Origin of the sequence: Salinibacterium sp. M195, assembly GCF_019443965.1 — a bacterium.
Taxonomy (GTDB): Bacteria; Actinomycetota; Actinomycetes; order Actinomycetales; family Microbacteriaceae; genus Rhodoglobus.
In genome coordinates, this window is record NZ_CP040814.1 from 1,552,499 (window position 1) to 1,576,323 (window position 23,825).

The following is a 23,825-nucleotide window of genomic DNA, read 5'->3' on the forward strand; positions in this document are numbered from 1 at the left end:
GACTAGTCGGTGACGGCTTGGCGCTCGCGGTAGGCGATTTGGTTCATCCGGTTTCCGCACCGAATGCCGCAAAATCGGCGTGACCCATTTCGTGACAGGTCGGCCATAAGTCCTTCGCAGTCTGGCGCTTCGCAACGCCGCAAACGCCACATGGCATCGGAGCGCACGACGTCGACGAGGGCGAGGCCGACCTCGGCCTGAATGCGCTCGGCAAGTGGTGCTTCGGGATCATTGGCGTGCAGGTGCCAGTCGAAGTCGTCGTGCCGCGCTAGGAAAGGCAGTGCGTTTGCTTCGGCGAGCATGGCGTTGATTTCGATGGCAGCATCGTCGCGTGTCAGCTTCCACACGCCGCGGATGCGGTCCCGGACTGCGCGAACTTCAGCGACCTCGGTGTCATCACGGTCAATGCGACCGCTGAACCGAAACTGCATGACGAGAGAGTGCACTTGGGCGGCTGTGCCAAGCTCATCCTCGCCTGATCTGCTGGCAAGCTGGTGCGTGTTTCCGAGCAAAACGGCAAACTCGAGACTCTCCACGGTGTCAGGGGCAAAATGCAATTTGACTCCTTATTTCTTTCGAGACTAACGTCATCAGAAATACCCGTCAATCTCGTTCGAAGCAGTAGCCAATGAAACGCTCAACCACAACTTTCGGAATGCTCATCGCGCTCGTCGCTGCGGCCAGTTTTGGCCTTTCAGGTGCACTCATTAAACCGGTGCTCGAGGCCGGTTGGAGCCCAGCGGCAGCAGTCACGCTCCGCGTTCTCATCGGTGGAACGGTTCTCGCCCCGTTCGCGATCGTCGCGCTCAAAGGGCGCTGGATTGCCCTCTGGTACGCGCGCAGCCGCATCCTTCTCATGGCGATCATCGGTGTCGCTGGCACCCAACTGGTGTACTTCGCGGCCGTCGAGCGCATCCCTGTTGGCATCGCGATTCTTCTGGAGTACATGGCGCCGCTTCTTCTTGTCGCCTTTGCGTGGGTCACGACGCGGCGAACTCCAAAAGCGGTTGTACTGATCGGTTCCGTTGTCGCCCTCGGCGGACTCATTCTTGTGGTCTCACCCGAGGGTTCGGGAGCACTCGACCCGATCGGTATCCTTTTCGGCGCGAGCGCGGCGATTGGCGCCGCCGTGTATTACGTCGTCGCTGCGCGCTCGAGTGAGGGTCTCCCTGCGGTCGCACTTGCTGCGGCCGGGTTGCTTATTGGCGGCATCCTTCTTGGTCTCGTTGGCCTTGTGGGCATTGTGCCCTTCGATATGCCGATGGTGGATGTCACGGTGCTGGGCATCGTGGCGCCGTGGTGGGTTCCGCTGCTCATCGTGGGTATTGTCGCGACCGGTATCGCGTATTCGACGAGCATTATGGCGAGTGAGATGCTCGGTTCCCGCCTCGCGTCATTTGTCGGATTGCTCGAGGTTGTGACGGCGGCGATCTATGCCTGGCTGCTGATCGGCGAAAACTTGTCGCTGATGCAGTTCGTTGGGGGAGCGCTCATCTTGGCGGGGATCGCGTTCGTCCGTTCCGAGAAAACGGAAGAGTTCAGCGACTTCACGATCGAAGCTGAGGCCTTCCCGAGTGAAGATGACGAACCAATTTTGGCGCCAGCATCCGCGCCGCTCGAACCGGGTACCGATACGGTGCCGCTGCGCCACGTACAATCATCTGGTGGCTAAAGCTGAATTGATGGACTACGACAAAGCACTCGAACTATTTGAGCCGACGCTCGGTTTCGAGGTGCATGTTGAGTTGAACACCCAGACCAAGATGTTCTCGGATGCGCCGAACCCGGCAGCTTCCGGTGCGGAGCATGCCGAACCGAACACGATGATCACTCCGGTTGATCTCGGTTTGCCCGGCAGCTTGCCTGTTGTCAATGAAGAGGCGATCAAATATTCGATCTCGCTCGGTCTTGCGCTTGGCTGCCAGATCGCGCCGAGTTCACGCTTCGCTCGCAAGAACTATTTCTACCCTGACCTAGCGAAGAACTACCAGATCAGCCAGTTCGATGAGCCGATTGCGTTTGAGGGTTCGGTCGACATCGAGCTCGAGAGCGGTCGCACGATTACGATTCCGATCGAGCGTGCGCACATGGAAGAAGACGCGGGCAAGCTCACTCACGTGGGTGGCGCTACCGGTCGCATCCAGGGCGCAGAGTATTCGCTGGTTGATTACAACCGTGCCGGTGTTCCGCTGGTCGAGATCGTCACGCACATGATCACGGGCACTGAGGCGGATGCTCCCGAGGTCGGCAAGGCGTATGTCTCTGCTATTCGCGACATCGTTCGTTCGCTCGGCATCTCCGAGGCACGCATGGAGCGCGGCAACTTGCGCTGTGACGCCAACATTTCGCTGAGCCCTCGTGGTTCGGGAAAGCTTGGCACTCGCACGGAAACCAAGAACGTGAACTCGATGCGTAGCGTTGAGCGCGCGGTTCGTTATGAGATCCAACGCCAGGCTGCAATTTTGCAGAAGGGTGGAACGATCACTCAGGAGACCCGTCACTGGCACGAAGACACTGGTGTGACGAGCGCTGGTCGCCCCAAGAGCGACGCCGATGACTACCGCTACTTCCCTGAGCCCGATTTGTTGCCCGTTGAGCCTTCGCTCGCGTTGATCGAAGAGCTGCGTGCAGCACTCCCTGAGCCTCCTGCCGAACGCCGTCGTCGCCTTCAGGCAGCGTGGGGGTTCACTGACCTTGAGTTCCGCGATGTCAACAACGCTGGTCTCTTCAGTGAAATTGAGGCCACGATTGAGGCCGGTACCACTGCGGCTCAGGCGCGCAAGTGGTGGACGGGCGAGATCGCTCGACTTGCGAACATTCAGGGTGCAGACCCCAGTTCTTTGATCACTCCGACGGATGTCGCGGCTCTGGTTACCCTCATCAACGATGGTGTTCTCAACGACAGTTTGGCTCGCCAAGTTCTCGAGGGTGTCATTGCTGGCGAGGGAACGCCGGCGGCTGTTGTCGAAAGTCGTGGGCTCAAGCTCGTTTCCGACGATGGACCGCTTATCGCGGCGATCGATGAGGCTCTTGCCGCCCAACCTGATGTTCTCGCGAAGATCCGCGATGGCAAGGTGCAGGCTGCTGGCGCCGTTATCGGCGCGGTCATGAAGGCCATGAAAGGTCAAGCCGATGCCGCTCGGGTTCGCGAACTTGTCTTGGAGCGTGCGTCAGCCGAATAGTTCGGTGCTCGCTTGTCGGCTCTAGGCAGTAGCGTTGCAGTCATGTCTGAATCTGCTGCACTCGTTGTTGAAGTCCACGTTCCCCTCACGCCCGACGCTAATGCGGCGGAGGGCGAGACCCGTTTCCCTTGGATCGAGACTCTGGTGGAGTTCACGACAGAGCTTGACGAGGGTGGAGACATTTTTGTCGTCGAAGAAGGCGATGTTTTCAACGATGCCTACGTAATCGTGATCACGGGGGCTGACGAGGCCACTCTCACCGGCATCGCGAATCGGGTGGCCAACTTGCCAGGAATCCCGACCGGCGTGTTTGCAGTCGTGACTGACGCTGACGCCGAAGAACTCGGTCAGGGCACCACAATCGAAATTTCCTAACGAGAAAGCCCCAGAGCCTCAGCCACATGATCGGCAAGACCCCGGCAGACACCTCAGCTGATGCCGAACTCGCTCCCCACAGCATCTTTGCTCCACAGCTTCTGTGGACCACCATCGGTGCCTTTGCGCTGATCTTCTTAGGGGCTTTTGAGACGCTCGCCGTCACGACGGTGATGCCGACGATCAGTCGTGATCTGGATGGCCAGTCGCTCTATTCCGTTGCGTTTTCGAGCACGCTCGCGGCGAGCGTGATTGGAATGGTGTTGGCCGGGCAGTGGGCAGACCGCACTGGGCCAGCGCGGCCGCTGATCGCCGCCATGGTCGTCTTCACCGTGGGGCTGCTCGTTGCCGGTTTTGCTGGCACGATGGAGATCTTCATCGTCGGTCGGTTCCTGCAGGGGCTGGGGTCCGGTGCACTCATCGTTTCGCTCTATGTGGTGGTGGCGCGACTGTATCCGTCGGCGCTGCATCCCAAAATCTTTGGGTTGTTTGCTTCAGCCTGGGTCTTGCCGTCACTAGTCGGCCCGCCGCTTGCCGGAGTCGTTGCAGAGAACATCAGCTGGCATTGGGTCTTTTTTGGCGTCGTGATTCTGGTCGCCGGTGCCGCTGCCGCGATTCTTCCGGCGGTGCGGGTGTTGCTGAGCCAACCGGAGTCGCCAGCAGAGAAGTCATCGCGCGGCCGGTCGCTTATTTGGGCGATTGTGGTTGCTCTCGCCGTCATGGGGATCAGCCTCGGCGGTGAGCGCGAGAGCACGTTTGCGTGGCCGCTTGCGCTTGGCGCGTTCGTCATCGCCGTCATCGCGCTGAGGCCGTTGCTTCCCGCAGGCTCGCTAGTCTTGCGCCGCGGCCTGCCGACCACGATTGTGTTGCGCGGGGTGTTCGCTGCTGCCTTCTTTTCGACTGAGGTCTATCTTCCCTATCTTCTCAACGAGCGCTACGGACTTCCGGCGTGGGCAGCGGGGCTCATCCTGACTGTCGGAGCCGTTTCTTGGGCTATTGGGTCGGCGCTTCAAGGCCGTCTTCCCGATACGGTGTCGCACTCACAGGTGGTGGTTATCGGGGCAGTGCTGTTGAGTATCGGTCTCGCTACGCAGTTCATTACCGCGTTCTTCATGCTGTCGCTGTGGGTAGCCGCCGCCGGCTGGCTTGTCGCCGGTGCAGGCATGGGCATTACCTTCCCTCGGCTCTCCACCCTTGTGCTCAGTCATTCCAGCACGCGCGATCAGGGCTTCAACAGTGCTGCGCTTTCGATCGCGGATGCCGCTGGTGGATCAATTGCGATCGCGTTCAGTGGCCTCGTATTCTCGGCGGTCGGCGGCCTTGAGAATGGCGCGGGATTCGTTGCCGCCCTTGCTCTTGCCGCGATGCTCGCACTCGCCTCCGTCCCCGTAGCGATGAGGGTCCGTTCGCGGTAGCGCTGGCCAACGGCAGGCGTTCAGCACCGTCTAGTTAACCGATTGTTAAGTAGTGTTTCGTGCTGTTACGTCACACTCAGGCGTGCGTCCCTGAATGCGATTACCGTCGCCGCATGACACTTCTCACAAACGAAACCACGACCATTGATCTTGCTGCCGATCGCGCCGCTCGACTCACTGCGGCCGGCGAGGCCTGGAACTCGCGCATTGCCGCCAAGCCAACAACCGCTGAGCTCACCTACGCTGTCACCGGCAAGGGAGTTGGCTCAGTCGGAACGGTTCTCAAGGCCGGAACGCACGTCTTTCACATAGACGAACCTGAAGGGCTCGCTGGCGATGACGTCGCCGCCAGCCCTGTTGAGATCGCCCTGGGAGCATTGATCGCTTGTCAGGTTGTCGTCTTCCGTCTTTATGCTCAGGCGCTTGGCATCCAGGTAGATGACATCTCTGTCAAGGCTGAGGGCGACCTCGACGTGCGTGGGCTCTTCGGCATCGACGACAACGTGCGCAACGGGTTCAGCGAAATTCGCCTCTACGCAACCATCGCGGGCCCGGAAACCCAGGAGCGTTACGACGAGCTTCGTGACGCCGTCGATGCGCACTGCCCCGTACTCGATCTTTTCGCTAACCCCACGGCCATTAGCACTCGGGTGGTCAAGGGCTAACGGCACCCCATGATGATGCCAATTCACATGCTCGACCGGTAGCGAATGCTACCGGTCGAGTTCTCTCGTTAAAGGCCGACCGCCACATCGTTGGGCACCGACTTTCCTGTGGTTTGGCCCCAACTGCCGCAGCGTCACGCCTGTGAAATGTCGCCCGAACGGGGTGGGCAGCTTCGTCGTCCAACACCCTCGCGCCCCCTACGCTTAACCCATGAGCCGCAGCCGCACTTCACGTCCCTGGATCAAGCGCCCCGCGAGCGTTATCGGCCTTACGGCTCTCTCCTTGGGACTCATCACCGCTCTGATTGCGACTCTGAGCCCCTGGCCTGCCACGCTTCTCATTCGGTCATTGTTCGAATCAGAGGCGAACAAGACGGTCGAAGAGATGCAGCGGCATGCGACGGATGTTCCGCTCACGGAAACTCTGGATGAGGTTTACAGTGACTCCGAGGAGAACACCTCGCTCGATGTGTTCTCGCCTGCTGGCTCAGACGGACCGCTCACAACAGTCGTCTGGATTCACGGCGGCGCGTGGATTTCGGGTGACAAAGAAAATGTCACACCTTACGCCCGCAATCTTGCCGCCGAGGGCTTCACCGTCGTCGCGGTGAACTACACCATTGCCCCAGAAGTAACCTATCCAACAGCGCTCAATCAGCTCAACGAGGCGATGGCCTATCTCGTGGAGAACGCTGATCGTTTGCGCGTTGACCCCAACAAGATTGTGTTTGCCGGAGACTCTGCTGGCGCTCAACTTAGCGCTCAGCTCGCCACAGCTATCACCAGCCCCAGCTATGCGAGCACCATAGGCCTGACGCCGAGCCTCAGCCCAGAACAACTCGACGGAGTAATCCTTAATTGCGGGATCTACGACGTCAGCGGTATTCCGAACGCACCGGGCTTGGGAGGTTGGGGTTTCCGGATCGCGCTCTGGGCGTACGTCGGCGATAAAGACTGGTCGGATCAGCCCGGCGGCGAAGAGATGTCGATCATTGACGATGTCACCGCTGACTTCCCGCGCACGTGGATCTCTGGGGGCAACGCCGACCCGCTCACAGCATCACAGTCTGTCGCGTTCGCTGATCAACTCGACACGCTCGGTGTCGAGACCACACGAGTGTTCTATGCTGACGATCATCCGGCGCAACTGCCACACGAGTATCAGTTCCACCTCGATTTCGAGGATGCCCGTTCCGCATTCGATTCAACCGTGACGTTCCTCAACTCCATCGACGACTAGCTCGCAGACTCTCGCGACGAGTAGCCTCGAAGGATGAAGCCCTCCTTCGAATTCGCCGCTGGGCTTGAGCCCTGGGAATCCAAACCCAACGTGTACTTTCTTCAGGTGCCATCGGATGTCGGGGCGAGCGTGAAAGAGATCCCGACACCTCCGAGAGGCTTCGGTTCTATCGCGGTAGAGGTCACCATCGGAACCACGACGTGGAATACGTCGATCTTTCCGATCAGCAGCGAGGGCGATAGCTTCTTCCTGCCGGTGAAAATGGCTGTGCGTCGCGCTGAGGGCCTAGAACTCGGGGATGTGGCCGAGGTTACTATTCAGCTTGTGTAGGCCGAGAAGCCGTAGCGGCGGGCTGTGCGCTAGCGACGACGCACTCGTTACGCCGGCCATACTCCAATAATGATCGCCATGACCACGATGGTCACGAACTCATGGCTCACGTTCAGCACGGTGAGCCCGTTGGGGCGACCGTCGAACTGATCGTGCGTAATGAATCGTGCAGCGGTGAATCCGCCCCACAACACGATGCTCGTGAGTAGCGTGTTGACGAAAAAACTGCCGCCGTAGAAGTCGAACGCGATGAATGCCGCGCCGGCGAGCACCCAGGCCGTGATGAAGCTCACAATGACGGTGACGACGATCGGTCGCACGGCATCCGCGGTGTTGCCGCTTGGCGTGACATTGGCGGCTTTCATCCAATAGTTACCGAAGACGCGAGGCGAATACCAGATGGTGCCGACGATCATGCTCGACAGCGTCGCGAGAATAACCGCGATGTAGTTGATTTCGGGAACCATGACAACCTCCAGTGATTGTGGGTGTCCGAAGCCTACTCCGTGAGTCGCTAGCCGGTTATGCCTTCTTCAAAATTCCGGATCGGGTCGTACCACCCCTGCTCGAGCACGAAGCTCTGGAACTCTTTGTCGAGGCCGAAGATCACCGCGAGGCCCACCAGGAGCAGGATGATGCCGACGACGCGCTTAACGACGCCGTTGGGGTTAGCAAGCCAGCCCAGCTTGCGAGCGAATGCCTGACCAAGAAACGCAATCATCAGAAGGGCAATGGCCAGTCCGATGGCATACACGACGATGTACAGCAGGCCTTCAGCAAACGAGACGGGCAATACCGTTGCCAAGATCAACGCGTACGTGGGGGAGCAGCTGCTGAAGGTCGGGCCGAGAGCGGCGCCGAGCATGATGTCGCCGCCGAGTCCACCACGGGAGTATGAGCGGTTCATCACCGCATTGGCGCGATTTTGGATGCCGGTGGCGAGCATAAAACGCTCCCACAGTGAGGGGAAAACTAGCGTGAGGCCAAAGATGATGAGGATGCCGCCAGCGATAATCTGCCACACGAGCTGCGGAACGCCCAGTAGCGCTGTCGTTGCTTTGAGCAGCAGAGTGAAGATGATGACGGAACCGGCGAGGCTGAGAGCAATCACGACGGGGCGGAACCACTGCCGTTCGGCAACTGTGGCGTCGCTACTTGTGCGCGCGATCGAGCCGCCAACGATCACGGGCAAGAGCGGGAGAACGCAGGGTGCCGCAACGGTCAATACTCCCGCGACGAACGAGAGCAGTATGAGGCTGAGCATTGCTGCTTAGCCGAGTGCTGTGAGCACGGCGTTCAACGTGGGGTCGGCGTAGGCCACGAAGTTTTCTTGCACCTTTGCGCCGCTGGAATCGACCTCGACAAAGCTGGTTTGTTGAGTGACTCCGTATTCGGCGCGCAGATCCTGGTTGGTGTCGTAATCGACTTTCACGATGGTGATTCCTGAAGGAACGCCAGAGGCCTTAATATCGCCGTCTGCCGAGACGCATTGCGGGCACCAGGTGGCGTGGAAGAACAGGATGATGCGACCATCGGCATCCGCAATAGCGGATGGGCTGTAGTCGACGTACGAACCACCACCGTCGTTCTCGACAGTCGTGACTTCAGCCGCGTCGGTGTCGGTGTCGCGAGAACTTTCCGCACTCTGAGAGCCACCATCAGTGGCTGTCGACTCAGCAGAGCTGTTCGGGTTCTGGGCTGCGACGATCGACACTGCGGCAATAACGATGACCGCAAGAGCAACAATGATCGCGAGAATTCGCTTGTTCATGCTCTCTAGTAACGCACGTCGGCAGAGAAAACTTCCGGCTGGCGAAAAGTTTTTGCGGTTATACCCAGACTTCTGCGGTGTGCGAATAGAGCTTGAGGTCGCCGAAAGTGAGGGCTCCGGTGAATCTGGCGCGCGTATAGGGCAGCAAAACCATGAGGGCGGCACCAGCTTTGTGTTCGATCCGAACTTCGATCGCGTCAGATTTCAGCGAGGCGATTCTGGTGTTCGAGACGATGGCACTGCACCGCGAAATTGCGGAAAGCTGGCGCAATTGCGTCACCGTCTGGGCGATGAGTTTTTCAGCATCAAGGTGCTTCTTTTTCAGCGCTTCATCTGCCGACATTTCGAGAACCCGGCCGCTGGCATCCGTCATCAGCGCGAACGTTAAAAACTCGCTGGCGTGGCTTAAATGGTTTCGAGCCACATTGAGCGCGGAGTCGAGAATTCGATCAACGTCAGCTTGTCCGTCGGCGTTGAGAGCGTCTCTCCACGATTGCATATCCAAACCGTAGCGACTCAGGTGCCCGCTTGTCGTGCGAAGCGCCCAAATCACCCGCGTTTTGGTGTCACAGCGCTTCGGGCGCTCGGAGCCATAAACGCCGATTTTCTCCCGGGCTGGGCGGCGCTGCGCTAACGTCGAATCATGCAAAAAGCACAGCTCAGCAGCGCACAACGTGGTCATTCTCTAGTCGCGGGTGCCGTCGGACACGTTCTGTTCTCGATCGGCTGGCTTTTGGTGGGATTCGTGGTGTTGGGAGGCGGACTCACTCTCATCATTGGGGGCTCGTCCCGCGGATTGAGCGGTCGTTTCTCCGACATTCCGGCGCTCAACGAGTTCTTGAGCCGCACGGGCGACATCATCGGTGTTCTTGTCATCGTCGCCGCAATCGTCGCCCTCATCTTCATCACGCTCGGAGCGATTGCCAGCGGCGTCATCCTTAAGCGTGGCGCAGTGCGCAAGCCTTGGAAGGTCACGTTCCAGTCGCTCGGAATCGTTGCGCTGCTCGACGTTCCCCTCTTCGTGGTCTATTTGTCGATCGCCGCTGGCGTGACCGACACCACCGTCACGGGCCCGGTGTTTCTCGGCCCAGTGGTCGGCATTCTCGGTTCGGCCGTCGTCGGTGCGCTCGTGTGGTGGTGGATGGCGTGGTTCCGTCGCGGATCGGCATCCACGTTTGCCGGAGTAACCGCCACCGCATCGGCGACCGCGATTTCGGATCCGCAGAACTGAGCCTGGGAGCTTTCGATGGTTGACCGTGTCGAGACGCTGATCGTTTTGGGGGCTGGGGGAGACCTCACCTCTCGACTCTTGCTGCCAGGGTTGGCATCCTTCTTGGCGAGCGACGAAGCCCAAAGCGTGATGTTAATCGGCGTTGATCGACAGGAGATGGATGACGCTGCCTGGGAAAAACGTGTCGCGGCGTCGTTCGCGAGTCAGGAATCATCCGCGTCACGCAAGGTTGTCGATGGTGCCCGTTATCTGAAGGCTGACGTGACGGACGCAGCCCAACTGCTCAATGTTCTCGCCCAAGCATCGGGGAGAATCGCGCTCTATTTCGCATTGCCCCCGGCGATTACTCAGCAGGTGTGCAGCGCGCTCGTTAGCGAGAAATTGCCAGAAGGCATCGTCTTCGCGCTCGAAAAACCGTTCGGTAGCGATGAAGCGAGCGCCAAGAGTTTGAATCGTATGCTCGAAAAAGTGTTGCCAGAAGAGCAGATTTTTCGGGTCGATCATTTCTTGGGCAAATCAACGGTGCTCAATCTGTTGGGTCTTCGATTCGCTAACCGCGTGTTCGAGCCGTTGATGGCAGCGCCGAATGTCGCCAAGGTCGAATTGATTTTTGATGAGCCGCTCGCGCTGGAGGGCCGAGCTGGCTACTACGACCATGCAGGCGCCGTCGTTGACATGATCCAAAGCCACTTATTGCTTGTTCTGGCTTTGACCGCGATGGAACCGCCAGCGAGCGTAAGTTCTGAAGATTTGCGGGGCGCGATGGCCCAAGTTTTGAGGGCGACGCGAGTGACAACGGTGAATGGTGCGTGTGCGCGTCGTGCACGCTACACCGCAGGAACGATTGGTGATCGCGAACTACCGTCCTACGTTGATGAGGATGGTGTGAACCCGGAGCTCGGTACCGAGACGCTTGCCGAAGTGACGTGTGAGATTGATAACTGGCGTTGGGCTGGTGTGCCATTCATTTTGCGGTCGGGCAAGGCCATGGGCGAGGCGCGTCAAGACATCGTCATCACGTTCGCGCCGGTGCCTCACTTGCCGCGCGGGCTCACTGGGGTAACAGATCCGGCTCAGCTGACTATTTCGATAAAGCCGGCGACTCTCGAACTCGATCTCATCGTCAACGGAGAGGGAGACCCATTTTCGCTTGATCGTACGAAGCTGAAGACGACCATGGGTGATGCCGCGATGAGCGCCTATGGCGAAGTAATCGCCTCGCTCATCGACGGAGATCCGGTGTTGTCTGTGCGCGGCGACGTGGCAGAGCAGTGCTGGCGGATCGTAGCACCGGTGCTCGAGGCATTCCGCGAAAACCAGATACCCCTCGAGGAGTATCCTGCAGGTTCAGAGGGGCCGACCGGGTGGAGAGCGTCATGACCGAGCAGCAGATACGCGGTATTTCGGCATCCGCTGAGGCTCTCACCAGAACGAACCCGCAGCAGGCTTACGAGATTTCCGGTCCCGTAGACCCGACCCGTTTCTACCCGCGTTTCGGTCCGCTTCCAGCGGTGGTTGAGGTGAAAGAGCAGTCGGGGGACTGGAACACTATCGGGCGAACCCGGAGGCTGATGCTCTCAGACGGTGGTCATGTCGTTGAGACCATCACCGACACTGACCAGCCGACGCTCTTCGCTTATGAGCTGAGTGACTTTCAGAAGCTCTTTGGCACGTTGGTTTCTGGTGCGCGAGCTGAATGGCGTTTCGAGCCGCGGCACGGGGGAACCATTATTCTGTGGAGCTACACCTTCTACGCGCGCCCGGCCCGGGGCTGGGTCGTCTGGTTGGTTGTTCGACTGTGGTGGGCTCGCTATATGCGGCGCGTGCTGCCGGCAATTGCTCGAGAGGTAGATCGAGTCGCATCCCGCTGAAACCGGTCGAAATGGCTGCTAAGTTCGCTTCAGTTACCGAATCGTTGTCATATTTTCGGGGGTTCACACTTCACACGCACCGTTCTCACAACTTGCACAAAGATGCGCTTGTGACAATGTCTCTATGTTCCGATCGAGATTCGTAGTCGCGCTCTGTGCCGCGCTCTACTTCGCCACACTGGCGAGCCTCGCATTCGTGAACGCGCCCGGCAGTAACGGCCGGTTCTGGGTGTGGACGATAGTCGCGTTCGTCCCGGTGGGAGTTTTTCTAGTCTGCATGTTTGGGCGTCGTCGGTGGTGGGCCGCTCTCGCGTTCAGCATTGTCGCTGCGGCGTGGCTTGAAGCTGCTCAGACGGTGTGGATGCCCGCAGGCTACGCCGACGGCATCGACATTGTGCTTGCCAGCATCGGTGCCAGCATCGGCATCATCTCCGCGATCGGAATTACCGTGTGGTGGGAGCACTCTCGACGCTCACAGGATTCTGGGCGTTCCTCGGGAGCAGCGAACCTTGCGTCGAACCGCCGCGCCTCCGCTGGCAATTCGGGGAGACCGCTTAACCTCGACCGGTGACCGAAGACCGCTATTCGAATGACGTGCTCGCCGACTTTACAATTGAGCGAGGGCTTAAAGCCCTGCCGAAGGTTCCGATCGAACCGGGAATGGTCATTGAGGTCATTGCCGATGGCTATGTCGGGGCGCTGGTCCGGCACGCGAACGGTCTGATTGAGCTCGAAGACCGTCACGGGCGTTCGCGCGCATTTCCTCTCGGACGCGGCTATCTCATCGACGGTGTTTCGGTGGAGCTAATGAAGCCGCTGACTCAGGCCGCAGCTACCCGCAAAACGGCATCGGGGTCTTTCGTCGCGCCTGAACAGCGTGCTCGCACTGCGTTGGCAAGCCGCATCTACGTTGAGGGACGTCACGATGCTGAGCTTGTCGAAAAAGTGTGGGGCGACGATCTTCGTGCGGAAGGTGTGGTCGTCGAATTTCTGGGCGGCATCGATGATCTCGAGGCGATCGTTGCTGACTTTGCGCCAACAGCCGACCGCAAGCTGGGGATTTTGGTGGATCACCTCGTCGCTGGCTCCAAGGAGAGCAAAATCGCGGATGCCGTCGGCCGGGGAAAGTACGGCAAGCACGCCCTTGTGGTCGGGCATCCATTCGTGGATGTCTGGCAGGCAGTGAAACCACAGAGCGTCGGTATCCCCGCCTGGCCGACAGTGCCTCGCACCATCGAGTGGAAGCATGGAATCTGTGAGGCGTTCGGCTGGCCGCACGAGGATCAGGCGGATATCGCCCGGGCGTGGCAGTTCATTCTCTCGAAAGTGAAGAATTTTGGGGATCTCGAGCCTGCACTACTGGGGCGCGTTGAACACCTGATCGACTTCGTCACGGTTGATCAGGAGCAATAGCTCGGGCTGTGCGCGTTCGCTAGTCGAGCTGCGGAAGTACTTCACGAGCGAGGAAATCGAGCTGGTCCAGATCGTGGAAATCCATGATCTGAAAGTAGACGCGGGTAAACCCGAGCGCCGATAACTCTGAAATCTTGTCTACGACTTCGCTCGCGGCTCCAGCAAATCCGCCGAGTCGTAGGTCGGCAGCGGTACTGTTGGCGGCGCTTGCCCTGGAGTCGATCTGAGCCTCGGTCGCCCCGACTGCAGTAGTTCCGGCAATCGAGAGCACGAGTGTTTCGGGGTCTCGGTCGAAGTGTTCACACGCGGCACGAACGCGGTTGATACGCTCCTTGAGCGGCGCGATCGTGGCGAAGCCGGCATTGTATTCATTCGCAAACTTCGCCGTGAGCGCTGGCGTGCGGCTGGGCCCGCTCCCGCCAATGATGATGGGTAGCGGGTTCTGAACGGGCTTGGGCAACGCCGGCGACTGGCTCAATTGGTAGTGTTTGCCCTCATACGTGAAGGTCTTATCGGGGGCAGTGCCCCACATTCCCGTAATCACGTCGAGCTGCTCCTCGAGCATCCCGAACCTCTTGGCAGGAAACGGGATTCCGTAGGCTGCGTGTTCGCGCTCGAACCAGCCAGTGCCGAGTCCAAGCTCGACACGCCCACTCGACATCTCATCGACTTGGGCTACCTGAATAGCGAGAATTCCCGGATGCCGGAACGTGGCAGACGAGACGAGGGTGCCCAAACGGATCGTGGATGTCTCACGCGCGAGCCCCGCCAACGTCGTCCACGAGTCAGTCGGGCCGGGCATCCCGCCGTTGCGGTCATCCATCGTCACGTAGTGATCTGAACGAAAGTATCCGTTGAACCCGAGCTTCTCTGCAGCCTGCGCGAGTACAAGCTGATCAGTGTAGGTTGCGCCATTTTGAGGTTCAGTGAAAATGCGGAAGTCCATAGTGCGAGCCTATTGATGATTAGACTGGGTGGCGAACACGGGAGTCCGGTGAGCCGGGCTGAGAGGGAGCTTCTCCAAGCTTCGACCGTCGAACCTGATCTGGATCATGCCAGCGCAGGGAGCAGACACTCTTGAAACCCGTGCCATTCACTAGTGAAAGGCACGAAAGTGACCACAACATCACCGTATAACTCCACGTCCACACCCACACCCACGCCGCTTCGTTCGCGTTTTCAGTGGCGGGTCATCGACATCGTCGTTGCCAGTGTCATCGGCGTCGCAAGCGGACTCATTTTTGTCGTCTGGAACGTCGCGTCTTCGCCCGTCACAGCCCCTCTTGAAGCTCTGCTTCCGGGGCTTCAGGCCGTTGGCGGGGGTTTTTGGCTCTTCGCCGGAGTATTGACAGCGCTCGTGATCCGCAAGCCAGGTGCCGCGCTGTACGGCGAGATGGTTGCCGCTTCAGTGTCAGCTTTGATCGGAAACCAATGGGGCCCGCTCACACTCGTGAGCGGTTTCACGCAGGGCGTGGGCGCTGAGCTTGTCTTCGCGGCATTTCTCTACGCCAACTGGCGTGTGAGCGGCGCGATTCTGGCCGGGGCTGGCGCAGGTCTCGCCATGGCAATCACCGATCTCACGATCTGGTACGTCGGCGCTGAAACTGTTTTCGCGGTTATTTACACGATTTCCGCGATCGTCGGCGGAATGCTAATCGCTGGTCTCCTGTCGTGGCTGGCCACCCGAGGGTTGGCCGCTACCGGGGCCCTCAACCGTTTCGGTGCTGGCCGTGAGATTGCGAAGCGAGTCTGAACCCCATTAGGCCTGCTGGCGTCACCGTCGAAGGATGGGGGTGGCGCCACTCCAGCAGGCTCGCTTGGGCGGTGCGAGGTCTTGACCTGCGCATCGAACCTGGTGAACGCGTATTGCTGCTCGGCGAATCCGGGGCAGGGAAGTCGACGTTCCTCCATGCCCTTGCCGGGGTCGTTGGCGACGACGAGGGAGAATCAGAAGGTTCTCTGCTGGTCGACGGTGAGCATCCAGCAGCCACGCGCGGACGCACTGGGCTGCTGATTCAGGATCCCGACAGCCAAGTCATTCTGGAGCGCGTCGGTGACGATGTCGCTTTCGGCTGCGAAAATTTGGGCGTACCCCGCGACGAGATTTGGCGACGTGTGCGCGAAAGTCTTGATGCCGTCGGTCTCGATGTGGCGCTCGACCGCAACACGAGTGCGCTCTCGGGTGGCCAAAAACAACGGCTCGCGCTTGCGGGTGTTCTCGCGATGAGGCCGGGGCTCATCGTGCTCGATGAACCGACAGCGAACCTTGATCCTGCTGGAGTCACCGAAGTTCGGGATGCCGTCATCAGGGTCGCAGAATCCACTGGTGCCACCATTGTGGTTGTTGAGCATCGGGTGTCAGTGTGGAGCGACTCCGTCGATCGCGTCGTGGTGCTGGCTGCAGGCGGGGGAGTCATCGCCGATGGCAGCCCTTCCGCTGTGCTTCTTCGCCAAGGGGAGCAACTTGCAGCGCGCGGTGTCTGGATTCCCCAGTTTCCTCCTCCGCGTCCGCTTCGTGCCGAACGTGGCCCGCAACAGTCGCTTCTCACCGCTAGCCAACTCAGCGTTGGACGAGGCAAGCGAGCAGTCACAGCGCTGCGCGATTTCACTGTGCCGAGTAGCCACGCTCTCGCTATCACCGGCGCCAACGGGTCAGGCAAGTCGACTCTGGCCCTTACCCTCGGCGGGCTTCTTTCCCCCGTGGCCGGCGCCGTGCTGGCAACTCCAGCGCTCGCTGCCGGTGTCGGTGAGCATCCAATCCGGTGGAAGTCGCGTGAACTGCTCACTCGGATCGGCACGGTATTTCAAGACCCTGAACATCAGTTGCTCACCAGTACCGTGCGAGCAGAGCTCGAGGTTGGTCCCCGCGCGCTGAAACTATCCACCATCGAAGTGGATGCTCGGGTCGACGAGTTGCTCACCCGGCTGCGGCTTGATCGTCTCGCCGAAGCCAATCCCTTCACGCTCTCGGGAGGAGAGAAGCGTCGCTTAAGCGTGGCAACGGCGCTGGCTACTCGTCCACAAGTGCTCGTTCTCGATGAGCCAACCTTCGGCCAAGATTCGCGCACCTGGAGTGAACTGCTCGCGCTGCTAGCGCGACTAGTGGATGACGGCAGCAGCGTGATTGCGGTGAGCCACGACCTTGAGTTCGTTGACGCCCTCGCAGACTCGACGGTGACGCTGACATGATTCCCATTGCCGCCGTAAACCCTGTCGCCAAGCTCGGCGCTGGCCTTCTCGTGAGCCTATTTTTGATTGTGACGATCGACTGGGTCTCGGCGGCGACGGCTCTCGTTCTCGAACTGATCATCATCGCTTTCATGGGGATTGAACCGAAACGTCTCTGGCTTCGCACTCTGCCCGTGTGGTTGGCTGCGCCTTTCACCGGGCTAACAATCCTCTTGTACGGACGCTACGACGGCACTGTGTACTTCGAGTTTCTCCTCATCCGGATAAGCGACGGCTCCGTCGAGTTAGCGCTGGCAACCTTCCTCCGCGTGCTTGCCATTGGATTGCCGGCGGTCGTGCTCTTCATCTCGATTGACCCGACAGACTTTGCGGATGGCTTGGCTCAACGCCTTCGACTGCCTGACCGTTTCGTGCTTGGTGCGCTTGCTGCCGTGCGGATGGTCGGGCTGTTTATCGAGGACTGGAATTCGCTCGAGCTCGCCCGGCGGGCGCGCGGTGTCGCTGACAAGGGTCGCATCCGCCGAGTAGCGGGCCAAGGTTTCGCGCTTCTCGTGCTCTCGATCCGGCGCGGAAGCAAACTGTCGATTGCGATGGAAGCGCGCGGCTTCGGCGGCGAGACCCCGAGAACCTGGGCGCGGGAGTCACGTTGGGGCGCTGCGGAATGGTGGACCCTCAGCGTTGGGGCGCTCGTGGGGGCAGCAGCTACGGTCGTAGCAGTACTCGCGGGAAGTTGGAATTTCATTGTCAGTTAGCGCGCGCTGGCGCTGTCTCATCGACGGTCGCTCAGGTTCAGGAAAGACCGAACTCGGGCGCGCTATCGCGGCGGCATGGCCGCAAGTTCAACTCGTCAAGCTCGATGACCTTTACCCGGGCTGGGACGGCCTCGACGCCGCTAGCGCGCTTGTCCCCGAGATTCTCACCTCATTACGCTGGCAGGAGTGGAACTGGGCCACAGGCGCGCCTGGGCCGTGGCGCGAGCTGGATCGCGAGCGCCCCATCGTAATCGAAGGCGTCGGAGCGCTCAGCCGAGCATCCGCACCGCTGGTAGACCACACGATCTGGGTCGACCTCGACGATGCGACACGCAAGAAACGTGCTCTGGCGCGCGATGGTGACACCTACGCCCCACATTGGGAACGTTGGGCTCGCCAAGAGCGTCAATTCATCTCACGTGAGAATCCTCGATCGCTCGCCGACGAAGTGCGCGACGGAAACCTTGCTGCTAGCTGGTCTTAGTCCAGCGCTGCACGAGATCAGTTCCGCGAGGATTGACGGTCATCACATCGGTTTCACACGTCAGCACTAGGCCGAGAACGTCACCAAAGTCGCTGCGAGGAATTGTGTAGGCAAGTTCTTCAACCGGAGCATCGTTGAGAACCGCCGTGGTCTCTACGATGTACGCTGACTCATCCCAGTTGCGGGGGATAGCTACATCCGCATTGATCGTTGCTTCGCCGGTGACGGTGCCTGTATAGGCCTGGGTGATCGTCATGACTTGATCGGCAGCAGGCGCCGCCGTGATGGTGAACACCAAATCGGAGTCGATAGTCAGGGCACCATCTTCTTGCCACGTGAGCGTCTGGCCGCCGGCAGGCACGACGGCGCTAGCAGGAACGTCCTGAATCGGAAGCTCAACAAGGAGCTTTTCGGAGAGATCTGTGGTGTCGAGTTGCCACGTGTGACCAAGAGCGCAAACCTCCATCGCTGTCGGTGGGTCAGCATTGACCGCTGGCTCGATCAGGGCGCACCCCGATAGCACCAACAGTGCGGCGGGCGCCATCAACAACGCGCTGGAGCGCTTGCTCGAAATCATCAATCCTCCTGAAACTCTGGACACTCACGAAATCCTACGTGGTCATGGCCACAAGTCAGCTTAAGGGCAGCTAAGCCCAGCCGAGTTCCCCCAGCTGTTCGTCATTTATGCCGTAGTAGTGAGCGATTTCGTGCACCAGAGTCACGTGAATCTGTTCTTTCAACTCCTCGACGGTTTCGCACACTGCCAGCAGCGGCTCCCGAAAGAGGATGATGCGGTCGGGTAACTCGCCAAAGCCATACTGGCCACGCTCGGTGAGGGCCACGCCGTCATAGAGCCCAAGCACGTTGAGCGAGCCGTCCTCGGGGCGGGCCTCGGTGACAAAGACAACGTTCTCTAAACCTTCAACAATCTCATCAGCAAGGGCATCAAGACTCTCGACAACGAGTGACTCAAACTGTTCTTCGTCGAGATTCTCCATAACCACAGCTTGTCAGTTGAGGCTGGGTACGAGGAGCATGCGCACGGAAACGTGCCCCGCAAAGAAACCTGCCGGTTAAATAAAACAGTGACCTGGCACTCGGTGAGATCATTGGGTGAAATCACGCGTGCCAAGCCACTGCTTTCTTGGGGTGAACGACGGGGCTCGAACCCGCGACTTCCGGCTCCACAAGCCAGCGCTCTACCAACTGAGCTACGCCCACCAAGGCTGTTTTCGCCCTTCGGCGATAAGCAACTCTATAAGTGTATTACAAGCGAGAGGCGAATCCGTCCACTACGTCAGCAGAAATTACTTTGACCTGATCGGTTGTCGGGCCTGGCTCGCCAACGAAGACCGCTTTTCGGTAGTAATCCAGCTCGCGGATGGACTCCAGAATGTCGGCAAGGGCGCGGTGCCCGCCATCTTTTGCCGGCGCGTTGAAGTACACCCGCGGGAACCAGTGCTTCGCTAGCTCTTTAATCGATGACACGTCGACGCTGCGGTAGTGAAGGTGACCGTCGACACGCGGCATGTACTTGGCCAGGAAAGTTCGGTCGGTACCGATCGTGTTGCCAGCCAGCGGTGCCGAGCGAGGGTTCGGCACGTAGCGCACGATGTACTCGTTCACGGCGAACTCGGCATCGGCGAGCGAAACCCCGTTTGGCATTTCTTCGATAAGGCCGCTGGAGGTGTGCATCTGGGTGACGAAATCGCCCATATTCGCCAAAGCTGCCGCGCTGGGTTTGATGACGATCGTCATTCCTTCGTCAACGGGAACGAGGTCGTAGTCGGTAATGACCACCGCAACTTCAACGAGCTCGTCGATTGCGACATCCAGTCCCGTCATTTCGCAGTCGATCCAGACGAGATAGTCAGCTTGAGATGCCATAAAACGATTCTACCGTTGATGCGGTGTCACCAGCGTTCGCTCACCCTTGTCTGATAAAACTGAGGGTATGACCGAATCAACTCCCACGCTCGCGCACGGCGACGAGTACATCGTGTTCTACGTCGGCGGCCCCTACGACGGGCAGAATGACAAGCGCATTGCCACTGACGAGGGGTGGGATGATTATGTGACCCTGATCGTGGCAGATGCCGAAGGGTCAGAAACCCAACTGCGCTATGACGCTCCTGTTGCCAAACAGGTCGGCGAGCAGGTTCACGTGACTTACACGTGGGATAAAGCCGACAGCGAACCTCTGGAAGATCTTGACGAACGAAACGACCTCTAAGAATCACTCTGACGAGACGGAGAACAACACCGCTAACGCTGAGAAGCGACCAACGGTGTTGTTTTTTTCGTCCGCTTTTTGCGACCCCTGTGCAACAGCCCGCGACACGCTCGATCAGGTATCGAAGCTCGTGACGCAGGTGGATTACGCAGAGTTGGATGTCGCCCGGCACTCGGAGGAGGCTGAGCGCGCTGGCATTGTGTCGACACCGACGATCGTGATCGTCGCCGCCGACGGTGATGAAGTATTCCGGGCTCAGGGCGCCCCGACCGTAAACCAGATGCTCGTGGCACTCGCGAAAGCGATGTAGCGCCTCAGCACGATATCGTTTAACGCGTACACCCCGCCCTCGTAGCTCAGGGGATAGAGCAGGAGCCTTCTAATCTCTTGGTCGCAGGTTCGAATCCTGCCGAGGGCACCACAAGCGCGACGTTAATTTCAGCGGCAAATTCCGATCAGTTCATTCTCCGGGCCAGGCGCTCCGGGTGCCACGCGGCGTACAGCGCTGGATTGCACGAGCACCAGCACCAGCACCAGGGCAGAATTCGCAATCCAGCTCGATCTAGCCTTGACTGACGATGTCTATGGCGTGGAGAATCCGCAAACATTCCGAAAGCTAGGCGGGCAGCGAGTACTCTCGAAATACTTGTAGAGAAAGGCGACAGATGGCGCACCAACCGAACAAGACGAAAGTAACAGTGGTCAGTGTTGCCGAGTTCATCGCGACTGTGGATTCCGATGTTCGCCGTGACGAAGCAGAAGCACTCCTCGAAGTGTTCGCGCGCGCCTCTGGTGAACAGGCGGTGATGTGGGGCCCATCAATCATTGGATTCGGGTCGAGCCACTACCGTTATGCATCTGGCCGAGAGGGTGACACCGCCACGATCGGATTCTCGCCTCGTAAGCCCAAGATTTCTCTGTATACGGCACGAAATTTTCGCGAGTTCCCGGAGCTTCTAGAACGACTGGGCAAACATGAACTTGCTGTGGGGTGCCTCTACATCAAAAAACTTGCCGATATCGATTTGATGGTGCTTGAGGAACTTCTTACGCGCAGCTACGCGGTAGCTCGGTTTGACTATGATGCGCAAGCTGAAAGCGGCTGATGACTGTGAGCCTGAAGTGGCGCGCGATTTCTGCTGCAGTCGCGACGTCGGCAGCAATGGTGACCTTGACCGGCTGCGTTCCTGCGCCAGCGCCTACGGTGGCAACGTTTCAGGTTGCGGGCGGCGAACAGTATGCGATTGAACTCGCGACACCCGAGCTGATTGAGCACGCTAAAAGGCTGCTGGCGGGCGAAAATCTCGCCGCTATCCCGAACGGTGTGGTGATTCGTGGAGAGTCAAGCGTCAATGAACCGTGGTCGTGGCATATCGATCCCGCTACTCTCGAATTCGCCAATGTGACGATCGAAGTCTGCGATGGCATTCCCCAGTACGTCGAAGACGAAATCGTGACGTCTGACAGGTTTTGCCCGTGGTCTGCGCAGATAGTCGCAGTTGACGGCCCCGGCGCCTAGTGCGGAACTAGTTGCGCTCGGGGGTGACCACTACGGTCGGTGCGGTGTTGGCCTTGTTGGAGCCGTCTGTGGCCGCAGTGCTTGACTGAGTAGCCTCTTCTGCCGCTTGACGCGAAGCCCACTCTTGTTGCTTGACGACAAGCTCGTCTTCTGCTTCACCGGTGGCATATTTCCAGCTGGCGAGATCTTGAGCGAATAGCTTCTTGGCACGGCCGGGGCGGGCTTGCCAGTCGAGCAGACCTTCTTGAAGCTCTGCGAGATCTTGCTCAGCCTGGAAGCTGTAATTGACAGAGTTCTTCTTCATAGCAGCAAGCTTGTGCGCTGCCCAGTCGGCCGCAATATTTGCACCCTTGAGCGGCAGCAGGCGCACGCGTACTTCTGCTTCGCTTGCCTGGTAGTCAACGTGTTCTTTTTCTCCGGCCGAGAGCGTGCTCCATACGGCGGCACGACGGCCTGACGAAATGAGGGCAGCGACGGCGGCGGCTTTCGCCTGGCGGTCTTGTTGCCCAATGAGCCGTCGCAGCGAGGAGCGGGCAATCATGCCCACGATAATTCCGCCGACAACGATCCCGAGGAATGGCAGGAGGGTGTCAGAAACAAAGGCCTGGCCATCGCGGGAAGTGAACCAGCTAACGATCTCGTCCCACCACTGAAGATTCATGTTGGAACTGTAACCCGGCTAGCGAGCGCTAGGAGATAGCGACAGGCTGTACACATCAAAACCGAAAGATGTCGAGTGCGTCGTCAATCGACCAGAAATCTCCTAGCGGCAAAAAGCGACGTTGGCGCTGCAGCATTCTTTTCGCCTGAAAGCGAGCGCCTGCAGCGGCCTGCCAGCGCTGCACGTAGCCGAGAACTTCGCCATCAGGGCGAGTTATCCGCCACAGATCATCGTTGAGTTGAACGGTGACGATCCCGGATCTGATCGAGTGCGTTGCTTCCGCGAAGTCAAGTGTGGTCATGGTTGCTCCTAGGTCGAGGTGGTCGGGGCACTATTCGAATATATGTTCGAGCACTGACATTCGACTGAGAGTTTTCTTTCAGGCGTTAACCGCGAAACCGGGCCCCGCGTTGAACGCAGAGCCCGGCTTCGGGTGGTGGTACTCAAAGATGACTAGCGCAAAGTTGTACCGTCTACCGCGAGTGGCTCGATTGCGGCGAGCTCGTCCGCGGTGAGAGTTGGAGCCGAGGCTGCCGCAAAGTTGTTCTCCAGCTGCGCGACGCTGCTGGCCCCGACAAGTGCCGAGGTGACTTGTGGATGACGCAGCACCCAGGTCAGGGCGAGCTGCGCGAGGCTTTGTCCGCGGTTGAGTGCAATTTCGTTGAGCGCGCGTACGCGCTGAAGATAGGTGTCGCCAATCGGTCCTGGCTGGAGCCAGCGTCCTTCAGCCGCACGCGATCCATCCGGGATTGAGCCATCCATGTAGCGATCGGTGAGAAGGCCCTGCGCAAGAGGCGAGAACACGATGCTGCCGGCGCCGACCGCATCCAACACCGGGAAAAGACCCTCTTCCACGTGTCGGTCAAACATGTTGTAGCGCGGCTGGTGGATGGTGAGCGGGATGCCGTATTCGGCAAGGGCTTCGGCCGCGGCGAGCGTCTGCTCGGGGCTGTAGTTCGAGACTCCGACATAGAGCGCTTTGCCCGAGTTGACCGCGGTGGCCAGCGCTCCCATGGTCTCTTCAATGGGAGTTTCGGGGTCTGGGCGGTGGTGGTAGAAAATGTCGACGTACTCGAGGCCCATGCGCTGAAGGCTTGCATCGAGTGATGAGAGCAAGTATTTGCGAGATCCCCAGTCTTGGTAGGGACCGACTCCCATCGTGTAACCGGCTTTAGTAGAGACGATTATTTCGTCGCGGTATGGCACAAAGTCATCGGCGAAAACCGTGCCGAAGTTGCGCTCCGCTGCGCCAATTTCGGGGCCATAGTTGTTGGCCAAATCGAAGTGGGTGATTCCCAGATCGAAGGCGCTGCGCAAAATTGCTCGCTGCGTTGCGAGGGGGCGGTCGGCGCCAAAGTTATTCCACAATCCCAAGGAGATTGCGGGCAATTTGAGCCCGCTGCGGCCTACGCGGTGGTATTCGGTGGTGTCATATCGGGTGGATAAAGCGTCGTAAGGCATCCGCCAAGCATATGCCCACGTGGTTACGGGAAC

Annotated in this window: 32 protein-coding genes, 2 tRNA genes and 1 riboswitch; of the genes, 21 read left to right on the forward strand and 13 right to left on the reverse strand. The window is 59.3% G+C overall.

What is annotated here, in order from left to right; genetic code table 11:
* Positions 1–2 precede the first annotated feature (2 nt).
* Positions 3–557 (reverse strand): CGNR zinc finger domain-containing protein, encoded by a 555-nt coding sequence (locus tag FFT87_RS07390; protein ID WP_219948135.1) that lies wholly within the window; start codon positions 555–557, stop codon positions 3–5.
* 71 nt (positions 558–628) lie between these two features.
* Here FFT87_RS07390 and FFT87_RS07395 point away from each other — a divergent pair, with 71 nt between their 5' ends.
* The 7 genes from FFT87_RS07395 to FFT87_RS07425 all read left to right on the forward strand — a co-directional run bounded on the left by FFT87_RS07395 (position 629) and on the right by FFT87_RS07425 (position 7,207).
* On the forward strand, positions 629–1,672 hold the full coding sequence (locus tag FFT87_RS07395; RefSeq protein WP_219948136.1) for a DMT family transporter: 1,044 nt from the start codon (positions 629–631) through the stop codon (positions 1,670–1,672).
* Positions 1,665–3,182, forward strand: coding sequence for an Asp-tRNA(Asn)/Glu-tRNA(Gln) amidotransferase subunit GatB (gatB, locus tag FFT87_RS07400; RefSeq protein WP_219948137.1), 1,518 nt, complete (start codon positions 1,665–1,667; stop codon positions 3,180–3,182). The genes FFT87_RS07395 and gatB overlap by 8 nt, the downstream gene beginning before the upstream one ends.
* A 42-nt stretch (positions 3,183–3,224) precedes the next feature.
* A complete protein-coding gene (locus FFT87_RS07405) occupies positions 3,225–3,557 on the forward strand; it encodes a glutamyl-tRNA amidotransferase (protein ID WP_255558941.1) in 333 nt (110 codons plus the stop codon).
* 26 nt (positions 3,558–3,583) lie between these two features.
* On the forward strand, positions 3,584–4,972 hold the full coding sequence (locus FFT87_RS07410; protein WP_219948139.1) for an MFS transporter: 1,389 nt from the start codon (positions 3,584–3,586) through the stop codon (positions 4,970–4,972).
* Between the two features lie 113 nt (positions 4,973–5,085).
* Positions 5,086–5,637 (forward strand): OsmC family protein, encoded by a 552-nt coding sequence (locus FFT87_RS07415; protein ID WP_219948140.1) that lies wholly within the window; start codon positions 5,086–5,088, stop codon positions 5,635–5,637.
* A 211-nt stretch (positions 5,638–5,848) separates the two neighbouring features.
* Positions 5,849–6,877, forward strand: a complete 1,029-nt coding sequence (locus tag FFT87_RS07420) for an alpha/beta hydrolase (protein WP_219948141.1) — start codon at positions 5,849–5,851, stop codon at positions 6,875–6,877.
* A gap of 33 nt (positions 6,878–6,910) precedes the next feature.
* Entirely contained in the window at positions 6,911–7,207 is a 297-nt protein-coding gene (locus tag FFT87_RS07425) for a DUF1905 domain-containing protein (protein WP_219948142.1), read from the forward strand.
* Positions 7,208–7,254: 47 nt separating this feature from the next.
* Here the strand turns inward: FFT87_RS07425 and FFT87_RS07430 are convergent, their stop codons facing one another.
* Genes FFT87_RS07430 through FFT87_RS07445 form a run of 4 tightly spaced genes read right to left on the reverse strand, consistent with a single transcriptional unit; the run spans position 7,255 to position 9,477 of the window.
* On the reverse strand, positions 7,255–7,674 hold the full coding sequence (locus FFT87_RS07430; RefSeq protein WP_219948143.1) for a DUF1761 domain-containing protein: 420 nt from the start codon (positions 7,672–7,674) through the stop codon (positions 7,255–7,257).
* 47 nt (positions 7,675–7,721) lie between these two features.
* Positions 7,722–8,471, reverse strand: coding sequence for a cytochrome c biogenesis CcdA family protein (locus FFT87_RS07435; protein ID WP_219948144.1), 750 nt, complete (start codon positions 8,469–8,471; stop codon positions 7,722–7,724).
* 6 nt (positions 8,472–8,477) lie between these two features.
* Positions 8,478–8,978, reverse strand: a complete 501-nt coding sequence (locus tag FFT87_RS07440; protein ID WP_219948145.1) for a thioredoxin family protein — start codon at positions 8,976–8,978, stop codon at positions 8,478–8,480.
* A gap of 58 nt (positions 8,979–9,036) precedes the next feature.
* The gene (locus FFT87_RS07445) at positions 9,037–9,477 is read right to left on the reverse strand and encodes a hypothetical protein (RefSeq protein WP_219948146.1); all 441 of its coding nucleotides are present in this window, start codon (positions 9,475–9,477) and stop codon (positions 9,037–9,039) included.
* 144 nt (positions 9,478–9,621) lie between these two features.
* Here FFT87_RS07445 and FFT87_RS07450 point away from each other — a divergent pair, with 144 nt between their 5' ends.
* The 5 genes from FFT87_RS07450 to FFT87_RS07470 all read left to right on the forward strand — a co-directional run bounded on the left by FFT87_RS07450 (position 9,622) and on the right by FFT87_RS07470 (position 13,493).
* The gene (locus FFT87_RS07450; protein ID WP_219948147.1) at positions 9,622–10,209 is read left to right on the forward strand and encodes a hypothetical protein; all 588 of its coding nucleotides are present in this window, start codon (positions 9,622–9,624) and stop codon (positions 10,207–10,209) included.
* Between the two features lie 15 nt (positions 10,210–10,224).
* The gene (locus FFT87_RS07455) at positions 10,225–11,589 is read left to right on the forward strand and encodes a glucose-6-phosphate dehydrogenase (RefSeq protein ID WP_219948148.1); all 1,365 of its coding nucleotides are present in this window, start codon (positions 10,225–10,227) and stop codon (positions 11,587–11,589) included.
* The gene (locus tag FFT87_RS07460) at positions 11,586–12,080 is read left to right on the forward strand and encodes an SRPBCC family protein (protein WP_219948149.1); all 495 of its coding nucleotides are present in this window, start codon (positions 11,586–11,588) and stop codon (positions 12,078–12,080) included. Before FFT87_RS07455 ends, FFT87_RS07460 begins: the two co-directional genes overlap by 4 nt.
* A gap of 124 nt (positions 12,081–12,204) precedes the next feature.
* Complete coding sequence (locus FFT87_RS07465; protein WP_219948150.1) at positions 12,205–12,651, forward strand: VanZ family protein; 447 nt, start codon at positions 12,205–12,207, stop codon at positions 12,649–12,651.
* Positions 12,648–13,493, forward strand: coding sequence for a DUF3097 domain-containing protein (locus tag FFT87_RS07470; protein WP_219948151.1), 846 nt, complete (start codon positions 12,648–12,650; stop codon positions 13,491–13,493). The genes FFT87_RS07465 and FFT87_RS07470 overlap by 4 nt, the downstream gene beginning before the upstream one ends.
* Positions 13,494–13,512: 19 nt before the next feature.
* On the opposite strand, the gene FFT87_RS07475 is transcribed toward FFT87_RS07470, so the two are convergent.
* Positions 13,513–14,439, reverse strand: coding sequence for an LLM class F420-dependent oxidoreductase (locus tag FFT87_RS07475; protein ID WP_219948152.1), 927 nt, complete (start codon positions 14,437–14,439; stop codon positions 13,513–13,515).
* A gap of 26 nt (positions 14,440–14,465) precedes the next feature.
* A riboswitch (TPP riboswitch) is annotated at positions 14,466–14,574 on the forward strand.
* A 33-nt stretch (positions 14,575–14,607) separates the two neighbouring features.
* On the opposite strand from FFT87_RS07475, the gene FFT87_RS07480 reads away from it, so the two are divergent.
* The 4 genes from FFT87_RS07480 to FFT87_RS07495 all read left to right on the forward strand — a co-directional run bounded on the left by FFT87_RS07480 (position 14,608) and on the right by FFT87_RS07495 (position 17,918).
* Complete coding sequence (locus FFT87_RS07480) at positions 14,608–15,246, forward strand: ECF transporter S component (RefSeq protein WP_219948153.1); 639 nt, start codon at positions 14,608–14,610, stop codon at positions 15,244–15,246.
* A 71-nt stretch (positions 15,247–15,317) separates the two neighbouring features.
* Positions 15,318–16,682, forward strand: coding sequence for an ABC transporter ATP-binding protein (locus FFT87_RS07485; RefSeq protein ID WP_219948154.1), 1,365 nt, complete (start codon positions 15,318–15,320; stop codon positions 16,680–16,682).
* Entirely contained in the window at positions 16,679–17,434 is a 756-nt protein-coding gene (locus FFT87_RS07490) for an energy-coupling factor transporter transmembrane protein EcfT (protein ID WP_219948155.1), read from the forward strand. Before FFT87_RS07485 ends, FFT87_RS07490 begins: the two co-directional genes overlap by 4 nt.
* Entirely contained in the window at positions 17,424–17,918 is a 495-nt protein-coding gene (locus FFT87_RS07495) for an ATP-binding protein (protein ID WP_255558942.1), read from the forward strand. The genes FFT87_RS07490 and FFT87_RS07495 overlap by 11 nt, the downstream gene beginning before the upstream one ends.
* On the opposite strand, the gene FFT87_RS07500 is transcribed toward FFT87_RS07495, so the two are convergent.
* From FFT87_RS07500 to orn, 4 genes are all read right to left on the reverse strand, one after another.
* Complete coding sequence (locus tag FFT87_RS07500) at positions 17,905–18,495, reverse strand: hypothetical protein (RefSeq protein ID WP_219948156.1); 591 nt, start codon at positions 18,493–18,495, stop codon at positions 17,905–17,907. The genes FFT87_RS07495 and FFT87_RS07500 overlap by 14 nt on opposite strands.
* A 70-nt stretch (positions 18,496–18,565) precedes the next feature.
* On the reverse strand, positions 18,566–18,916 hold the full coding sequence (locus tag FFT87_RS07505) for a metallopeptidase family protein (protein WP_219948157.1): 351 nt from the start codon (positions 18,914–18,916) through the stop codon (positions 18,566–18,568).
* Positions 18,917–19,063: 147 nt separating this feature from the next.
* Positions 19,064–19,139, reverse strand: a tRNA-His gene (locus FFT87_RS07510).
* A gap of 45 nt (positions 19,140–19,184) precedes the next feature.
* Positions 19,185–19,805, reverse strand: coding sequence for an oligoribonuclease (orn, locus tag FFT87_RS07515; protein ID WP_219948158.1), 621 nt, complete (start codon positions 19,803–19,805; stop codon positions 19,185–19,187).
* Positions 19,806–19,872: 67 nt separating this feature from the next.
* On the opposite strand from orn, the gene FFT87_RS07520 reads away from it, so the two are divergent.
* From FFT87_RS07520 to FFT87_RS07540, 5 genes are all read left to right on the forward strand, one after another.
* On the forward strand, positions 19,873–20,151 hold the full coding sequence (locus FFT87_RS07520) for an oligoribonuclease (RefSeq protein WP_219948159.1): 279 nt from the start codon (positions 19,873–19,875) through the stop codon (positions 20,149–20,151).
* Complete coding sequence (locus FFT87_RS07525) at positions 20,129–20,461, forward strand: thioredoxin family protein (protein ID WP_219948160.1); 333 nt, start codon at positions 20,129–20,131, stop codon at positions 20,459–20,461. The genes FFT87_RS07520 and FFT87_RS07525 overlap by 23 nt, the downstream gene beginning before the upstream one ends.
* A 35-nt stretch (positions 20,462–20,496) precedes the next feature.
* Positions 20,497–20,572: transfer RNA gene (locus FFT87_RS07530), tRNA-Arg, on the forward strand.
* A 244-nt stretch (positions 20,573–20,816) separates the two neighbouring features.
* Entirely contained in the window at positions 20,817–21,257 is a 441-nt protein-coding gene (locus FFT87_RS07535) for a DUF1801 domain-containing protein (protein WP_219948161.1), read from the forward strand.
* Positions 21,257–21,670: a hypothetical protein gene (locus tag FFT87_RS07540; protein ID WP_255558943.1), complete on the forward strand. Its 414-nt coding sequence runs from the start codon at positions 21,257–21,259 to the stop codon at positions 21,668–21,670. Before FFT87_RS07535 ends, FFT87_RS07540 begins: the two co-directional genes overlap by 1 nt.
* 7 nt (positions 21,671–21,677) lie before the next feature.
* On the opposite strand, the gene FFT87_RS07545 is transcribed toward FFT87_RS07540, so the two are convergent.
* The 3 genes from FFT87_RS07545 to FFT87_RS07555 form a co-directional block, all read right to left on the reverse strand.
* The gene (locus tag FFT87_RS07545; RefSeq protein WP_219948162.1) at positions 21,678–22,331 is read right to left on the reverse strand and encodes a hypothetical protein; all 654 of its coding nucleotides are present in this window, start codon (positions 22,329–22,331) and stop codon (positions 21,678–21,680) included.
* A 55-nt stretch (positions 22,332–22,386) separates the two neighbouring features.
* Positions 22,387–22,632, reverse strand: a complete 246-nt coding sequence (locus tag FFT87_RS07550; protein ID WP_219948163.1) for a DUF2163 domain-containing protein — start codon at positions 22,630–22,632, stop codon at positions 22,387–22,389.
* 152 nt (positions 22,633–22,784) lie between these two features.
* On the reverse strand, positions 22,785–23,792 hold the full coding sequence (locus FFT87_RS07555; protein WP_219948164.1) for an aldo/keto reductase: 1,008 nt from the start codon (positions 23,790–23,792) through the stop codon (positions 22,785–22,787).
* Between the last annotated feature and the right edge of the window lie 33 nt (positions 23,793–23,825).

Excerpts from the sequence above, each read along its gene's own strand:
- FFT87_RS07555 (WP_219948164.1), bottom strand. The coding sequence starts at position 23,792 with ATGCCTTACGACGCTTTATCCACCCGATATGACACCACCGAATACCAC.
- FFT87_RS07440 (WP_219948145.1), bottom strand. The coding sequence starts at position 8,978 with ATGAACAAGCGAATTCTCGCGATCATTGTTGCTCTTGCGGTCATCGTT.
- FFT87_RS07550 (WP_219948163.1), bottom strand. The coding sequence starts at position 22,632 with ATGACCACACTTGACTTCGCGGAAGCAACGCACTCGATCAGATCCGGG.
- FFT87_RS07545 (WP_219948162.1), bottom strand. The coding sequence starts at position 22,331 with ATGAATCTTCAGTGGTGGGACGAGATCGTTAGCTGGTTCACTTCCCGC.
- FFT87_RS07540 (WP_255558943.1), top strand. The coding sequence starts at position 21,257 with ATGACTGTGAGCCTGAAGTGGCGCGCGATTTCTGCTGCAGTCGCGACG.
- FFT87_RS07490 (WP_219948155.1), top strand. The coding sequence starts at position 16,679 with ATGATTCCCATTGCCGCCGTAAACCCTGTCGCCAAGCTCGGCGCTGGC.
- FFT87_RS07405 (WP_255558941.1), top strand. The coding sequence starts at position 3,225 with ATGTCTGAATCTGCTGCACTCGTTGTTGAAGTCCACGTTCCCCTCACG.
- FFT87_RS07425 (WP_219948142.1), top strand. The coding sequence starts at position 6,911 with ATGAAGCCCTCCTTCGAATTCGCCGCTGGGCTTGAGCCCTGGGAATCC.
- FFT87_RS07420 (WP_219948141.1), top strand. The coding sequence starts at position 5,849 with ATGAGCCGCAGCCGCACTTCACGTCCCTGGATCAAGCGCCCCGCGAGC.
- FFT87_RS07500 (WP_219948156.1), bottom strand. The coding sequence starts at position 18,495 with ATGATTTCGAGCAAGCGCTCCAGCGCGTTGTTGATGGCGCCCGCCGCA.
- orn (WP_219948158.1), bottom strand. The coding sequence starts at position 19,805 with ATGGCATCTCAAGCTGACTATCTCGTCTGGATCGACTGCGAAATGACG.
- FFT87_RS07465 (WP_219948150.1), top strand. The coding sequence starts at position 12,205 with ATGTTCCGATCGAGATTCGTAGTCGCGCTCTGTGCCGCGCTCTACTTC.
- FFT87_RS07445 (WP_219948146.1), bottom strand. The coding sequence starts at position 9,477 with ATGCAATCGTGGAGAGACGCTCTCAACGCCGACGGACAAGCTGACGTT.
- FFT87_RS07460 (WP_219948149.1), top strand. The coding sequence starts at position 11,586 with ATGACCGAGCAGCAGATACGCGGTATTTCGGCATCCGCTGAGGCTCTC.
- FFT87_RS07455 (WP_219948148.1), top strand. The coding sequence starts at position 10,225 with ATGGTTGACCGTGTCGAGACGCTGATCGTTTTGGGGGCTGGGGGAGAC.
- FFT87_RS07435 (WP_219948144.1), bottom strand. The coding sequence starts at position 8,471 with ATGCTCAGCCTCATACTGCTCTCGTTCGTCGCGGGAGTATTGACCGTT.
- FFT87_RS07450 (WP_219948147.1), top strand. The coding sequence starts at position 9,622 with ATGCAAAAAGCACAGCTCAGCAGCGCACAACGTGGTCATTCTCTAGTC.
- FFT87_RS07415 (WP_219948140.1), top strand. The coding sequence starts at position 5,086 with ATGACACTTCTCACAAACGAAACCACGACCATTGATCTTGCTGCCGAT.
- FFT87_RS07520 (WP_219948159.1), top strand. The coding sequence starts at position 19,873 with ATGACCGAATCAACTCCCACGCTCGCGCACGGCGACGAGTACATCGTG.
- FFT87_RS07430 (WP_219948143.1), bottom strand. The coding sequence starts at position 7,674 with ATGGTTCCCGAAATCAACTACATCGCGGTTATTCTCGCGACGCTGTCG.
- FFT87_RS07395 (WP_219948136.1), top strand. The coding sequence starts at position 629 with ATGAAACGCTCAACCACAACTTTCGGAATGCTCATCGCGCTCGTCGCT.
- FFT87_RS07505 (WP_219948157.1), bottom strand. The coding sequence starts at position 18,916 with ATGGAGAATCTCGACGAAGAACAGTTTGAGTCACTCGTTGTCGAGAGT.
- FFT87_RS07475 (WP_219948152.1), bottom strand. The coding sequence starts at position 14,439 with ATGGACTTCCGCATTTTCACTGAACCTCAAAATGGCGCAACCTACACT.
- FFT87_RS07410 (WP_219948139.1), top strand. The coding sequence starts at position 3,584 with ATGATCGGCAAGACCCCGGCAGACACCTCAGCTGATGCCGAACTCGCT.
- FFT87_RS07535 (WP_219948161.1), top strand. The coding sequence starts at position 20,817 with ATGGCGCACCAACCGAACAAGACGAAAGTAACAGTGGTCAGTGTTGCC.